At 72.0% G+C, this 13053-nt stretch carries 13 protein-coding genes; 5 read left to right on the top strand and 8 right to left on the bottom strand.

Going from position 1 to position 13053, the window contains the following annotated elements; genetic code table 11:
• Nucleotides 1–8 precede the first annotated feature (8 nt).
• Entirely contained in the window at nt 9–905 is an 897-nt protein-coding gene (locus FLX08_RS34695) for an aldo/keto reductase (protein WP_142624493.1), read from the top strand.
• Here FLX08_RS34695 and FLX08_RS34690 read toward each other — a convergent pair.
• Nucleotides 856–2079, bottom strand: a complete 1224-nt coding sequence (locus tag FLX08_RS34690; RefSeq protein ID WP_142624492.1) for an acyltransferase family protein — start codon at nt 2077–2079, stop codon at nt 856–858. The two genes, FLX08_RS34695 and FLX08_RS34690, sit on opposite strands and share 50 nt — an antisense overlap.
• A 242-nt stretch (nt 2080–2321) precedes the next feature.
• Here FLX08_RS34690 and FLX08_RS34685 point away from each other — a divergent pair, with 242 nt between their 5' ends.
• Nucleotides 2322–3008, top strand: a complete 687-nt coding sequence (locus tag FLX08_RS34685) for a class I SAM-dependent methyltransferase (RefSeq protein ID WP_142624491.1) — start codon at nt 2322–2324, stop codon at nt 3006–3008.
• Here FLX08_RS34685 and FLX08_RS34680 read toward each other — a convergent pair.
• The 4 genes from FLX08_RS34680 to FLX08_RS34665 form a co-directional block, all read right to left on the bottom strand.
• On the bottom strand, nt 2993–3190 hold the full coding sequence (locus FLX08_RS34680) for a helix-hairpin-helix domain-containing protein (RefSeq protein WP_142624490.1): 198 nt from the start codon (nt 3188–3190) through the stop codon (nt 2993–2995). The two genes, FLX08_RS34685 and FLX08_RS34680, sit on opposite strands and share 16 nt — an antisense overlap.
• Nucleotides 3187–4119: a DUF72 domain-containing protein gene (locus FLX08_RS34675; RefSeq protein WP_142624489.1), complete on the bottom strand. Its 933-nt coding sequence runs from the start codon at nt 4117–4119 to the stop codon at nt 3187–3189. The genes FLX08_RS34680 and FLX08_RS34675 overlap by 4 nt, the downstream gene beginning before the upstream one ends.
• 67 nt (nt 4120–4186) lie before the next feature.
• The gene (locus tag FLX08_RS34670; RefSeq protein WP_142624488.1) at nt 4187–5380 is read right to left on the bottom strand and encodes a S8 family serine peptidase; all 1194 of its coding nucleotides are present in this window, start codon (nt 5378–5380) and stop codon (nt 4187–4189) included.
• Nucleotides 5377–6066, bottom strand: a complete 690-nt coding sequence (locus tag FLX08_RS34665) for a hypothetical protein (protein WP_142624487.1) — start codon at nt 6064–6066, stop codon at nt 5377–5379. Before FLX08_RS34665 ends, FLX08_RS34670 begins: the two co-directional genes overlap by 4 nt.
• Nucleotides 6067–6688: 622 nt before the next feature.
• On the opposite strand from FLX08_RS34665, the gene FLX08_RS34660 reads away from it, so the two are divergent.
• Entirely contained in the window at nt 6689–7504 is an 816-nt protein-coding gene (locus FLX08_RS34660; protein ID WP_142624486.1) for a hypothetical protein, read from the top strand.
• The gene (locus FLX08_RS34655) at nt 7491–8816 is read left to right on the top strand and encodes a helix-turn-helix domain-containing protein (protein WP_208761850.1); all 1326 of its coding nucleotides are present in this window, start codon (nt 7491–7493) and stop codon (nt 8814–8816) included. Before FLX08_RS34660 ends, FLX08_RS34655 begins: the two co-directional genes overlap by 14 nt.
• Nucleotides 8817–8861: 45 nt before the next feature.
• Here the strand turns inward: FLX08_RS34655 and FLX08_RS34650 are convergent, their stop codons facing one another.
• Together FLX08_RS34650 and FLX08_RS34645 are read right to left on the bottom strand one after the other, a co-directional pair.
• Complete coding sequence (locus tag FLX08_RS34650) at nt 8862–10211, bottom strand: glycoside hydrolase family 36 protein (protein ID WP_142624485.1); 1350 nt, start codon at nt 10209–10211, stop codon at nt 8862–8864.
• Nucleotides 10212–10284: 73 nt separating this feature from the next.
• A complete protein-coding gene (locus tag FLX08_RS34645) occupies nt 10285–10653 on the bottom strand; it encodes a group I truncated hemoglobin (protein WP_142624484.1) in 369 nt (122 codons plus the stop codon).
• 306 nt (nt 10654–10959) lie between these two features.
• Here FLX08_RS34645 and FLX08_RS34640 point away from each other — a divergent pair, with 306 nt between their 5' ends.
• The gene (locus tag FLX08_RS34640) at nt 10960–11799 is read left to right on the top strand and encodes a DUF1963 domain-containing protein (protein WP_167530685.1); all 840 of its coding nucleotides are present in this window, start codon (nt 10960–10962) and stop codon (nt 11797–11799) included.
• A 59-nt stretch (nt 11800–11858) separates the two neighbouring features.
• On the opposite strand, the gene FLX08_RS34635 is transcribed toward FLX08_RS34640, so the two are convergent.
• Nucleotides 11859–12821: an AMIN-like domain-containing (lipo)protein gene (locus FLX08_RS34635; RefSeq protein ID WP_142624482.1), complete on the bottom strand. Its 963-nt coding sequence runs from the start codon at nt 12819–12821 to the stop codon at nt 11859–11861.
• Nucleotides 12822–13053: the final 232 nt, after the last annotated feature.

Here is a 13053-nt window from a genome sequence, read left to right as displayed (position 1 = left end):
ATGAAACGATGAACACGGACACGATCAGCGCGTCGGACGCGGGGACCTGGCGGCTCGGCGACCTCACGGTCAACCGGATGGGGTTCGGAGCGATGCGCCTGACGGGCAGCGCCGCCTTCGACCTCGGCACGCCGAGCAACCGCGAGCGGTCGATCGCGGTGCTGCGGCGCGCCGTCGATCTCGGTGTGAACCACATCGACACGGCGGCGTTCTACTTCTCGCGGCTGCGCTCGGCCAACGAGCTGATCAACCAGGCGCTCGCGCCGTATCCGGACGACCTGATCATCGCGACCAAGGTGGGCCCGGGGCGGGACCCGTCCGGCGAGTGGCTGCCGTTCGCCCGGCCCGACCAGCTGCGCGGCCAGGTCGAGGAGAACCTGCGCCAGCTCGGCCGTGACCACCTCGACCTGGTCTACCTGCGCCAGCCGGGGCTCGACTCGATCGCCGAGCACTTCGGGGCGCTCGCCGAACTGCGCGAGGCCGGTCTCATCCGGCACCTCGGGATCTCCAACGTCAGGCCCGGGCATCTCGCGCAGGCCCAGGCGATCGCGCCGGTGGTGAGCGTGCAGAACCGGTACGGCATCGGCGCCACGCGCAGCCGGGGGCAACTGCGCACCTGCGGCGAGCAGGGCATCGCTTTCGTGCCGTTCTACGCGATCGCGGGCGACGGCCGCGAGGCGGGGACGAGCGGCACGGAGCAGGAGGAGGTGCTGGCCGTCGCCCGCGCGCACGGCGCGACCCCCGCGCAGGTGCGGCTGGCCTGGACGCTCCAGCAGGGGCCGCACGTGCTGGCCATCCCGGGCACCGGCAACCCCGATCACCTGGCAGAGAACGTCGCCGCCGCCACGCTGCGTCTCACGGACGAGGAGATGGCCCGCCTGGACGGGCTCGCGGACGCCGCCTGACCGGGACTGCGGAGCCGTGACGGGGCTCACGCTCACCCCTCACGGCTTCGGGCCCGGCGGCGTGGGTCTTCCTGTTCAGGCGGCGCCCGAGGCCCTGGCCCGGGGCCTCAACGAACCGGTACGCCACGTGGCCGAGCACCAGCAGGACGAGGAAGAACACCGGGAGGTTCGGGACGACCCGCAGCAGGAGCGGATGCAGCAGATAGAGGGAGAAGCTGATCACTCCGAGGTGGGCGAGCCACCGGGGGAACGGCCGGTGCCGCAACCGGAACGCGAGCGCGAAGACGCCCACCGCCAGCAGCACCGCCGCGGCCCAGGCGGGCTCGCCGGCCACCAGGACGCCGCTCACGATGACGGTCAGCAGCGCGGCGACGGCCCAGGCCGGCCGGAGCGTGCCCTGCTCGGCGCGCCACACGGCGGTCCCGGCGAACATCGTCGCCGCGATGACCAGGCCCTGCCCCGCCCCGATCCGGCTGCCGAGGATCACCAGCGCCAGGCCGAGCAGGCCGCCGATCAGCGCCGCCGCCGTCCTGAGGCGGCCGTTCGCGGTCACGGTCACGACGATGACCAGGATCACCGCGACGCCCATGAGCGCGGCGACCAGGTCGGCGCCGCCGTTGATCGTCGCGCCGGGCATGAGCAGTCCGAGCGGCACGGCCGCCACCGCCAGGACCACGGCGATCGGCGCCGACCTGTGCGCCTGCCGTACGGCGAACAGCCCCGCCGTCATCAGGTAGAACGCCATCTCGTAGGAGAGCGTCCACATCACGTTGATCACCGAGGGGACGCCGAGGAGTTCCTGCAGCATCGTGAGGTTCGCCAGCGCGACGAGCGGCGGCGGCCGGTTGTCGAGGCCGGGCGAGGTCTCGAACACCCCGGCGTACGCGAGGAGCAGCGCGAGGGCGAGGGCGGCGAGCAGCAGCGGGACGAGCCGGAAGGCCCGGCCGGTCCAGAAGGCCCGCAGGTCGCCCCGCCGTTCGAGCGAGGCCGGGATGATGTATCCGCTGACCAGGAAGAACACGAAGACGCCCCAGGTGCCGACGTCGACCCGGCGGTCCACCTCCGCCCACACGGCGGGAATGAAGGTCCAGGCCGAGTGGTGCAGCGCCACGGCCGGAGCGGCGATCCCGCGTAAGGCGTCCAGCCACGCCAGCCGAGAGGGGTTTGCTGCCATTCAGGTGACTTTAGGCGAAATACACCGTCGGCAGCACACCACCTGGCGCACCAACTCCGCGGGGATGCTAGGGAGTGTCTGACAAATGCCGACCGTCGCGAGCGGGGATACCGGTGGATGCATCGCGAGGCCGAGAAGGAGGCAACAGGGGAGCCATGGGCGACGACGAGAACGCAACGAGGCGCCGCCTGGGCCACACGCAGCAGGGCCATGATTTGTCAGACACGACCCAGGAAACGGGGATGGACCATCGTGATCTCCGGCTCCTGGACGACGACGCGCTGGAGCGGTCCTCGATCGTGGCCAACAGCGACATGAACCGCGAGCGCCGGCTGCCGGCCTACCGGCGCGAACTCGGTGTCGACGTCCTCGCCCTCCTGCGCGGCGCCGATCGGGTCGTCCGGTGGCTCGACCTGTGTTGCGGCACGGCGAACGCGCTGTTCGAGGCCGCGCACGCGCTGGGAGACCGGGCGGAGATCGTCGGCGTGGACCTGGTCGGCTACTTCGCCGGGCCGCCCCGGCCGCCGGGGCTGCGGCTGGTCACGGCGTCGGTGACCTCGTGGGCCCCCGATGCGGCATTCGACCTGATCACCTGCGTCCATGGGCTGCACTATGTCGGTGACAAGCTGGGCGTGATCGCCCGGGCCGCCTCCTGGCTGACCGACGACGGGCTGTTCGCCGCCAACTTCGACGTTCGGAGCGTACGGAGCGTACGGGGCGTACGGGGCGCGGATGGGGCGCCCGCCGGACGACGGCTGACGGCGGCGCTGCGGGCGAACGGCCTCGATTACGACGCCAGGAACAGACGCGTGAGCCGCCGTGGCCGCAAGGAGATCGACCTGCGCTGGTCCTATCTCGGCGCCGACGACCGCGCGGGCCCTAATTACACCGGTCAGGCGGCGGTGGTCTCCTACTATGCGGTCGGCTGATCGCGGAAGGACAGGCCGTGCTCCTCCAGGGCCAGGCGGAGCACGGACATCGCCTTCGGTCCCATGCCGTGCAGGGCGAGGAGCTCGGCCTCCGTCGCCTGCGCGAGGTTCTCCAGGTCGGTGTAGCCGGCGCTCGCGAGCGCCCGCGTTGCCGGAGCGCTGATCTTGGGCAGGTCCGTCATCGGGTCCCTTCCTCGTGTGTCAGGTCGCCGTCCGGCCGGGGGCTTACGTCGCAGTCTGGCAGGCTCGCGAGGATGGCGGCGAGCTGGCGGGCGTTGGTCTGCGCGTAGTCGCGGTAGCAGTTGTTCATCAGCACGTGGGTCGTGGACGTCTGGCCGCCGAGTTCGCGCAGCCGCGGCGCCCACTGTTTCAGCTCGTCGAGGGAGTAGCGGTAGCCGAAGCGCTCGTGGATGTCGCGGCTGGTCCACTTGTCGCTGTGCCCGTGGAACCGCACGACCCCCAGGTCGGACGTGGCCGCGACGACCGGCGGGATCGAGTCCGGATAGCCCTGCGGCATGTCCACGCACACGTACGGAATGGCGTACGAACGGAGGAAGTCGAGGGTCTCGGCCTGGTTGTCCTCGCTCATCCAGGTGTGGTTGCGGAACTCGACGGAGATGCGGAGCGGCTCGCAGCGCCGTTTGCACTCCAGGATGTAGTGCTTGTTCGCCTTGCCGATCGGGAACCACCGGGGGAACTGGAAGAGCACCGCCCCGAGCTTGCCCGCCTCGCGCAGCGGCAGCAGGGCGCTGACGAACCGCTCCCAGACCTGGTCCACCACCTTCGGGTCGAGGTCGCGGACGTACAGGTTCTTGCCGCCTTCGCTCGGCCGCAGGTCCTTCGGAAGCGCGGCCGGTCGGGTCGGATGCTGCGTGAGCAGCGAGAACGCCTTGACGTCGAAGACGAACTCCGGAGGCGTGCGCTCGGACCACAGCCGTACGGTGGCCTCGGCGGGCGGCGCGTAGTAGGTCGAGTCGACCTCCACCAGCGGGAACATGCGCGCGTAGTAGCGCAGGCGTTCCTCCGGCGTGGTGACGTCGGGCGGATACCACCCCGACTCCAGCAGGGTCTTGTCGGTCCACGACGCCGTGCCGACCAGGATCTTCCCCATACCTCACCATAAGAAGCCCGGCCGGCCCCGGCCGTCGCCGGGGCTCCGGCCGGTGCGGTGGTGGACCTCAAGCCTTACGAGGGCGGCGGAAGAGGAGGAAGGCGACGAACAGCAGCAGAAGCCCGGCCGCTCCCGCACCCCCGCCGATGGCCAGATACTCGGTGTCGATGGGCGGGTGGGTCATGGGCGCGTCTGTGGGGCCGTTCCCGAAGTACTTCTTCCCCTTGTACGGCACGGCCTTGATCGCGGGCTTCCCCGGAGAGCCGGCCGCCGCGACCACGGCGGCCGCGTCGATCCGGCCGAAGCCCACGAACGGGTCGTTGCCGCCCGCCGGATGCCGGGCGGTCCTGGTGAGGATGGCGCGGATCTGCCCCGGCGTGAGCTTCGGATTGCGGGACAGCGCCAGCGCGACCACTCCGGCGGCGAGGGCGCAGGCCGGGGAGGTGCCGTCGATCGACGCGTAGCCGCCGGTGTTCCTGGCGCTGTAGATATCGATGCCGGGGGCCGCGATCGTGGTGTAGGTGTGCACCTGGGAGAAGTCCGTCCGGCGGCCGTCCGGGCCCAGCGCCCCCACCCCGATGACCCCGGGATAGGCGGCCGGGTAGGACACCTGGTTGTTGGCGTCCACCTCCAGCGGGTCGGTCGAGCCGCCGTTGCCGGTGCTGGCCAGGATCGTGACGCCCTTGCTCACCGCGTAGTCCACCGCGGCGGCCGTGTCCTCCTCGTAGCCCGAGAGGATCGCCCACTCGTCGGTGCCGAGCGACATCGAGATGACCTTCGCCCCCTTGCCGACGGCATACCTGATGCCGTTGGCCAGGGCATGCGCGGCCTTGTCGCTCTGGGCGTCCTTCGTCATCTTCAGCGCCCGCTTCCGCGCGGGGTCCTCCCGGTCCCACAGGACTCGTACGGACAGGACGCGGGCCTTCGGCGCCACCTTGAGCACGTCGGACGCCATCGCGGTGCCGTGCTCGCCCCAGTAGGACCGGCCCGGCCGGGCGCCGCCCCCGATGAAGTCGGGGCCGGTCGTCACCCGGCCGCCCAGGGCGGGATGCTTGGCCACCACACCGCTGTCGAGCACGGCGACCAGAACGCCGTCCCCCTGGGCCGTCCGGTGCGCCTCGGGCAGCCGCAGGGCCGCGACCTCCCAGTCCCTGGGCGCGTCGGCCCGTGCCGGAACCGCCGTACCCGCCACCGCCAGGACCGCCGCGACCACAGCCGCGACGACGGCGGGAAGGGCGGCGGGTAGGGCGCGCCCGGTCACGCTCCACCCCTGTTGGTCAGATCCGCCAGGCGCCAGGCGAGGGACTTGGCCAGCCCTTCGGCCGTCGCGCTCCACGGCTCGCGGTCCATGCGCTGTTCGTAGCTTCGCTTGCCCCAGGGCTGCGGGAGCCGGCCCGCCTTCCTGCCGTCCACCGGTCCCGCAGAGGCGACCACCGCACACGGCGTGTAGATGTCCATCACGTTGTAGCCCCCACTGCCCGCCCGTACGGCGTCGTTCCAGGTGATCCCCGGGGCGGCGAGGGCGCGCACGGCATGGTCGGGCCGGTCGGCGTCCGCCTTGTCGTGCACGAGATCGCCCAGATCGAGGGCGACCTTCGGGTCGCCGAACATGACGATGGCGACGGTCGCGGCGGTGCCGCCCGTGTCGTCCACGTACGTGGCGCGCAGGGCCGCGACGCAGCCGCGCTGGGCGGCCTCCTTCGCCACCACCCCGGACAGCGCCTTCGCGCAGGAGGTGTCCGGGGAGATCGCGACCCTGGTCCAGCCGCGCTCGGTCTTCGGGTCGTTCTCTTTCTTCTCCGGGTCCTGCCGGCCGAGCGCCGTGGGGAACAGCGTCTCGGCGGGCTCGTTGCGCCACAGGTTGCGCGCGTATTCCTTGTTGCGGATCTCCTGGTGGCTGTTCGACACGGCCTTCGCCACGATGGCGCCCCCGCCGAGCAGGAGCATCAGGCCGAAACCCCCGGCTACGACACCGCCGAAGACCCGCCCGGCTCCCCGCCGCGGTCGGCCGTCCTCTTCGGGCTCGTACGGACCACCCGGTTCGTACGGACCGCCGGGCGCGGGCCACGGACCCGGCTGGGGCGGCTGCTGGGGGAATTGCCGGGGCGGCTGCTGCTGCCACGGCTGCCCGCCGGGCTGGGGGTACGCGCCCGGTGGCCAGCCTTGTGGCGGTTGACCGGGCGGCGGTTGGTCCGGCGGCTGGTTGAGCTGACCCAGACCATGCTGACCCGGACCATACGGCCCGGAGCCGTAGGCATCGGCGGGAGGCCGGCCCGGATATGAGCCGGAAGGTGGGGGGTGTGCCATTGCTCTCCCGTTGTGCGTGCCGTACGCGGACACGCTCCCGGCGGCCGGCCGTACGGCAGGGGAGCACGGCGGGCGCATTCGCCGGCCATGCTCCCCTCCCCGATCACGACATTTGGCACTATAGCCATCTATTCGGCCGCGCCCGGGGTGCCCTCACTACAAGAAGAGCTGTGACGTGGGTGACTCATGAAGCGTTCGCGGGACTATGATGTCGGAAAATAAAGTGCCCCCGGCCTATGGCGGTCACTGGACATAGCAGCACGTGCGGAGCACACCGGAGGTGGCGATGCTGTCGACCTGGGCTGTGGAGACGTTCGGCCCGCGCGCCGAGCAGATCCGCCAGGGGGTGACCGAGGCGCTGGCGATCGCATTGGAGAACGCCCAGGACGCCCAGAAGACGGCGCGGACCGAGCTCCTCCACCCGTTCGGCTTCACGCTCATGTCCCGCAAGTTCGAGGCCCTGGCCGACGCGTTCGCGGACATGCCCGACGTCGTCACCGTCAAGCCGCCGGGCTCCCAGCACCAGCTCGTCGTGCTCGGCGGCAACCTGCTGTTCCCCTTCCGCTACGCCAAGGACCGCTCGGTCAGCGTGGTCAACGCCAGGATCGGCGACGGCAGGCCGTCCGGGCTGGTGCAGGCGCTGTTCACCAGGTTCGGCCCGCGGCCCTGGGCCGAGCAGCTCACGCTCGGCGGGGTCGAGGCCGCCCTGCCGGAGCCCGTGACTCCGGCCGCCCGCGCGCTCACCCGGCTGCCCGAGGGCACCCGCCTCGTACTCATCGCGTACGCCTGCAACGCCAGGGCCGGTCTGCTCGACGTGTGGTGGGGCGAGGCCGAGCTGCTCGACCGCACCGGCAACCTGCGCTGGCACTACTGCGAGCCCATTCCGCTCCCCGGGCAGGCGCCCGCGGCCGAGCTGCCCGAGGTGGCGGCCTCCCTCGGCAAGGCGTCCGCGTTCGCCCGGGGTGCGATGCCGGCTCCCGCCCTGAACCCGCGCCCGCTCCACGAGCGCGCGACCGCCGTGCCTCCCATGAGCGAGGCGCCGTACGCACCGGACGCCGCCGCCGATGAAGGACGATGACCGGCTGCGCCTGGTCGAGGAGACCGTTCCCCCCGAATCCGGCACGACGACACCTGGCACTCTGGCATCTGGCACTCTGGCACCCGGCACGTTGGCGCCGGGCACGTTGGCGCCGGGCACGTTGGCGCCGGGCACTTTGACACCGGGCACTTTGACACCCGGCAACGCCTCGCTCGGTCGCGGGGCGCCGAGCCCGCAGGCCGTGGCGGACGCCTTCGACGGCACCCGCCTCACCCAGGCACGACGACTGGCGGCGCTGACGAAGAAGGAGGTGGCCGAGCGCATCGGAGTGTCCCCCGCCGCGGTCGGCCAGTATGAGGCCGGGGTCACCCGGCCGCGTCCCGACCTGGTCCCGCTCCTCGCCGAGGTGCTCGCGGTGCCCGCGGCCTTCTTCCTGCCGGGCCGCCCGCACGGCAAGCTGGACGGCTCGATGGCGCACTTCCGCAGCCTGCGCTCCACTCGGGCCTACCAGCGGGCGAAGGCCGTGGCCTTCGTCGAACAGGTCTGGGAGCTGACGTACGCGCTGGAGAAACGGGTGCGTCTCCCCTACGTCGACCTGCCGGGCTTCGCCGGGGGCGAGGTGCACTCGGGCAGCGCCCTGCCTCGCGATCCCATGGGCGCGGCCCGCGCGCTGCGGGCCCACTGGGGGCTCGGCACCGGGCCGATCAGCCACCTGGTGCGGCACATGGAGTCACGGGGGATCGTCGTCGTCTTCCCCCAGGCCGACGAGGACGCGGTCACGGTGGACGCCTTCTCCACCTCCAGCCTGCCTCGGCCCATCGTCGTCCTGACGCCCAACCGGTTCGACGACGTCTATCGGCACCGCTTCACCGCCGCCCACGAGCTGGGGCACCTGGTGCTGCACGGGGACGCCGCCGCCGGGGACAGCCAGCAGGAGCGCGAGGCCGACTCCTTCGCCGCGGAGTTCCTCACCCCGCGCGACAGCGTCCTGCCCGCCCTGCCCGCCCGTGCCGACCTGCGGCGGCTGGCGGAGCTGCGCCGCGTCTGGGGCGTGTCGGTCGACTCCCTGCTGTATCGGTGCCGGGAGGTCGGGCTGCTGTCCGACTCCGCGGCCGGGCGCGCCTACCAGCGGCTCGCGGCGCTGCGCGACCAGCCGGGCTTCGCCACCGAACCGGTGTCGGGCTACCCCGGCGAGCAGCCGGTCCTGCTCAGCCGGGCGTTCGACATGGCGGCGGCAGAGACCGCGCTGACCGTGCCCGCGCTGGCCCGGGAGCTCGCCTGGCCCGTGGCACGCGTACGCGAGCTGATCGGCCTGCCCGCCCACCGCCCCCAGCTGCGACTCGTCCCTTGACACGCCGCATCTGCCGGATCCACGGCTACGACTCTGCAGTGCGGCTCAGACGAGCGGGGTGGGGTCGGCGGGGGTGAGCAGGCGACGGGTGGTCTCCAGCCCCCACGGGTCCAGGCCGCGCAGCCGGTCGCTGGAGGCCCGCAGGCCGCCGTACCGCTCGACGGTGCGCGCCCAGTCCTCGCGCCGTTCGACCTCCGGCCGGAGCATGAGGCAGTCGGGGTCGTTGATCCAGAACCTGCCGTGCTGCCAGGCCCGGGCGACGGTGTTCCTGGTGGCGTTGGCCTGGCTGGGTTCGGAGGGGTGCCCGCTCGGGTTCTGCCAATACGCCGCGATGTCCGGGCCCACCCGCATCGCGTCCACCATGCCGACCGAGGGCAGGATCGGCGCGCCGCACCCCAGCAGGTACGCCTCGGGCCCGATGGCCTCGCGGATGAGCCGCAGGCCGTGGCGGTAGGCCTCCACACCGGTCACGTCCTCGTGGCGGCGGCCCTCCAGCGCCCCCGCGTACACGAAGTCGATTTTGACGTAGTCGACGCCCCAGCCGCGCATGGTGCGCAGCACGTCCGCCAGATATTCGGCCGCGCCGGGGTGGGTGAGGTCGAGCGCGGCGCAGGAGTCGCCGAGGACGTGACCCGCGAAGGCCGGATTCCCGCTCGCGGGATCGGTCACCAGCCACTCCGGGTGCGCGGCGAAGAGCGCGCTCTTGCGGGCCACGACCATGGGGGCGATCCAGATCCCGGCCCGCCGTCCGTGCTCGCGGATGCGCCCGATCAGGCCGGGCAGGTCGTCGAAGCGGCCGGAGGACGTGAGCCAGTCGCCGGGCGCGGCCTGATATCCGTCGTCGATCTGCACGACGCCCACGGGGAGCGCCAGCTCGTCCATAGCCGTGAGGTTCTCGGCGACGTCGTCCTGGGTGACCTCCGAGAAGTACTGATACCAGGAGCACCAGACCGCGGGCGACGGGCGCAAGCGAATGCCGGCCCGCTCGGCGAAGGCGGCGCCCCACCGGGCCAGCGCCGTCTCCAGCCCGCCCTGATGCTCCGTGTGGTCCACGGGGGCGTCCGACGCGATCACGACCCGGCCGCCGCGTGGCCGCGCCTCGATGACCGGCACACGGGAGGCGGCCGTCTCGGCACTCGCGGCACCGAAGACGTGGACGGGGCCGCCGTCCCCGGGATCGACGGCCAGCAGCCCCTCGCCCCGGAACACGCCCTCGTCCGGAGCGGAGCCGTAGTGGCAGTCGATGACCAGGGAGTTCGGCAGGGTCACCCGATAGGGCGTGTCCGTCAGGGGAAGGGCGGTGGTGACGCTCCACGACTGCCAGCCCTCCGCGTACACCCGGGCCCTCGCCGGGTCCACGTCCAGCGCGGCGACGTCCTCGAATCGCGATTCCATCACGCCCAGTTCACTAATGAACCGGTTAAGCGTCAAGAGCCGTCTCACCCGGCGGACGGCCTGCCGGGACTGTTCAGGCCGCGACGGCGCTCTGCACGACCTGCTCTTTCAGCGGTGCGAGGGCCCCGGCGATCGAGCCGACCGTCTCGGCGTCGACGCCGCACGACTCCAGCGCTCCGGCCAGATGGACGACCACCTGGTCGAACTCCTCCCCCGTGATGCCGAGCCCGGCGTGCGCCTCGTCCATCGACTTGCCCCGGTATTCCTGAGGGCCGCCGAGCGCGGCCGCGACGAAACTGCGCTGGTGCGCCTTGAGCTTGGCCATGTCGGCGTCCGCGAAGTAGCCGCGCAGCATCGGGTCGGCGACGACCCGCGTGTAGAACTCCTCGACCACGGCCGCGACCGCGCCGGAACCGCCGATCCGATCGAAGATGGACGCCATAGCGCTCTCCTCCCGCGTTGACCTCGTCACCCACGACGATCGCCACGCTTCGTTACGGCACGATGACCGGGCGGGAATACGTATGTGGCCGGGCGCTCACGCGGCCGACACGCCAGAAAAGGCCGCAGTCAGGGCGCGGGTTGCTGCTCCACGTAGTCGGTCACCCCCACTGGCGACGTGGCCCGGAGCTCGCTGCCGTCATGGCGTGCTCTCCCGCCGCGCGATGGCCTGGCGTCGCGGCACGCCGCAGTAACCGGTCGCTCGGGGGCGGCGGGTTTGTCGTACCCGGGAAGCATCATGGGCGGCATGAAGGACTGGATGATCGACTTCGCGGAGCTCGCGCGCGAGGAGTTGCCGCCGGAGACAGCGGAGCGGCTGATCGGACTGTTGCGGCCCGCCATCCGGCTCTCCGCGGCCGAGGCCGGCGAGACCGTGGTCGGGCGGCTCGGGGGACTCCCGAAGCTACCGGACGGCATGGCGTGGCCGTCCCTCTCCGACGGGGACCGGCCGCTGTCGTTCCTGGCCGAGCTCGACTGCGGGGCGCTGGCACGTTACGAGGTGGACATCTCCCTGCCCGATGCCGGCACGCTGCTGTTCTTCGCCACGACCGACGCGAACGAGCACCAGGTGATCTATGTGCCGCACGGAACCGCCGTCGCCGAGCGGCCCGCGCCCGACGACCGCGTCGAGGTGTACGCCGAGCTGCCGCTCGCCGCGACCACCGAGCCGACCTGGCCCCCACGGGATCACCCCGTCCTCGTCGACGTCTTCGGCAGCCTTCAGGAGGCCGAGGAGACGGTGTGGCACCACGTGCTGGACGAGGACACCCTTGAAGTCTTCGAGGAGCAGCTCCGGCTGTTCGAGGACGGAGGGAAGGACGGGCCGCCGCACCAGGTGGGCGGATACTCCGACGCGCTCCAGAGCCCGATCGAGGCCGTCGCGGCACACGCCGCCGGCACCGGCTCCTACGGCGATCCGGCCTTCCAGGAGGAGGCACGCCAGTGGGTCACGCTGTTGCAACTGGCCGAGGACGGCAGGACCGGGATGCTGTGGGGCGACGACGCGTGGCTGATCTGGGGTATCCGCAGGGACCATCTGGCCGCGCGTGACTTCTCGAAGGTCCACCTCCACGTCGCGGGGCACTGACCCCCGCGCAGGGCCTCCGGAGGAAAGGAGGGCCGGGGGGTGACCCGGCCCTCGTGGTGTCATGGTTCGAGGCTCTCCGGGATGGAGTCGGAGTGCCCCTTCGGGCGTTCGGTGCGGCCGTCGGCGTCGTAGATCTTGACCCAGCGGATGCCGGGAAGCCGCTTGAGCGTGGGCGTGATCTCGTCGGCGACGGTGAACGCCGACCCGCCGCCGCGGAGCGAGCCGGTGAGCCGCACGTGGGCGACCCGGTCGCGGACGACGACGGACCGGACGCCGGTGGCTCCCGAGGCGACGAACCGCAGTCCCTTGGCGTACTCCGCCTGGGTAGGCCCGGCGAACAGCCGCTGGAGGGCGCCGCGCGCGGTGGACGGCGGCACCACCGGCCGCGACACCGCCGCCGTGTACGGCCGCCGCCCGGCCGCGTACGCCCGGGAGTCGAGGAAGTAGGTGCGCACCGGCACCGTCCGGTAGGGCGTCTTGATGTCCACGACCACGCGGTTCGGACGCGTGAGGGTGTAAACGCGGTAGGACGCCTTCCGGCTCAGGCCGACGCCGAACGTGAGGTCCGCCTCGAAGTCGCCCGCGTTGACGACCTGGATCACGCCGGGCAGCGCGAACGTCTCACGCGTGGGCCCATAGGTGGGACGCCCCTGGTCGTCGTGGCCGGTCGCGCCGCCGAAGTACAGCTCCAGGATCGCGTCGCCGGCCACCGGGACCGTACGGCCCGAGCCGTCGGCGATCAGCCGGGGCACGTAGCGTGCACTCCGCCGCGCCGGGAGCGGCCCGCGGAACTCGAAGACGACCCGGTCGAGCCCGGGATGGTGCGCGGCGCGCAGGTCGACCAGGGTCGCCACGCGCGGGGCCGCCTGAACGGCCGCGCGCGCAGGCGGGTGCACGGCCGCCTGAACGGACGCCTGGACGGACGCGGCCGGCGGGGCGGCTGTCGCGGCGGCCGGGACCGCCGACAGGCTCACCAGCGGCACGGCCAGCACCGCGAGCGAGCGCTTGGGGGGCAGAAACATGAGGGCTCCTCTGCCGGGTTCCTTTCGCGAGTTGGGGGACCCGCGGGCGGGCGCGAGGCCCGTTCCGGACCGGCGCCCACTTGAAGTATCCCCAGGTAGGCCCTGCTCGGGGACGGGACAGACCTGTCACCTTCCCTCCGGCTTTTCCGACCCATTGACGACACGGTGGGGCCTATGTAACATCTGAGCAACTAAATGTAAGAAATTTGCAAGTCTGAATCGAGAGTTTGCG

Source organism: Microbispora hainanensis, from assembly GCF_006874475.1.
Classification (GTDB): Bacteria; Actinomycetota; Actinomycetes; order Streptosporangiales; family Streptosporangiaceae; genus Microbispora; species Microbispora hainanensis.
The sequence above is the reverse complement of the archived record's forward strand: the minus strand, read 5'-3'. Positions and strand labels throughout refer to the sequence as shown.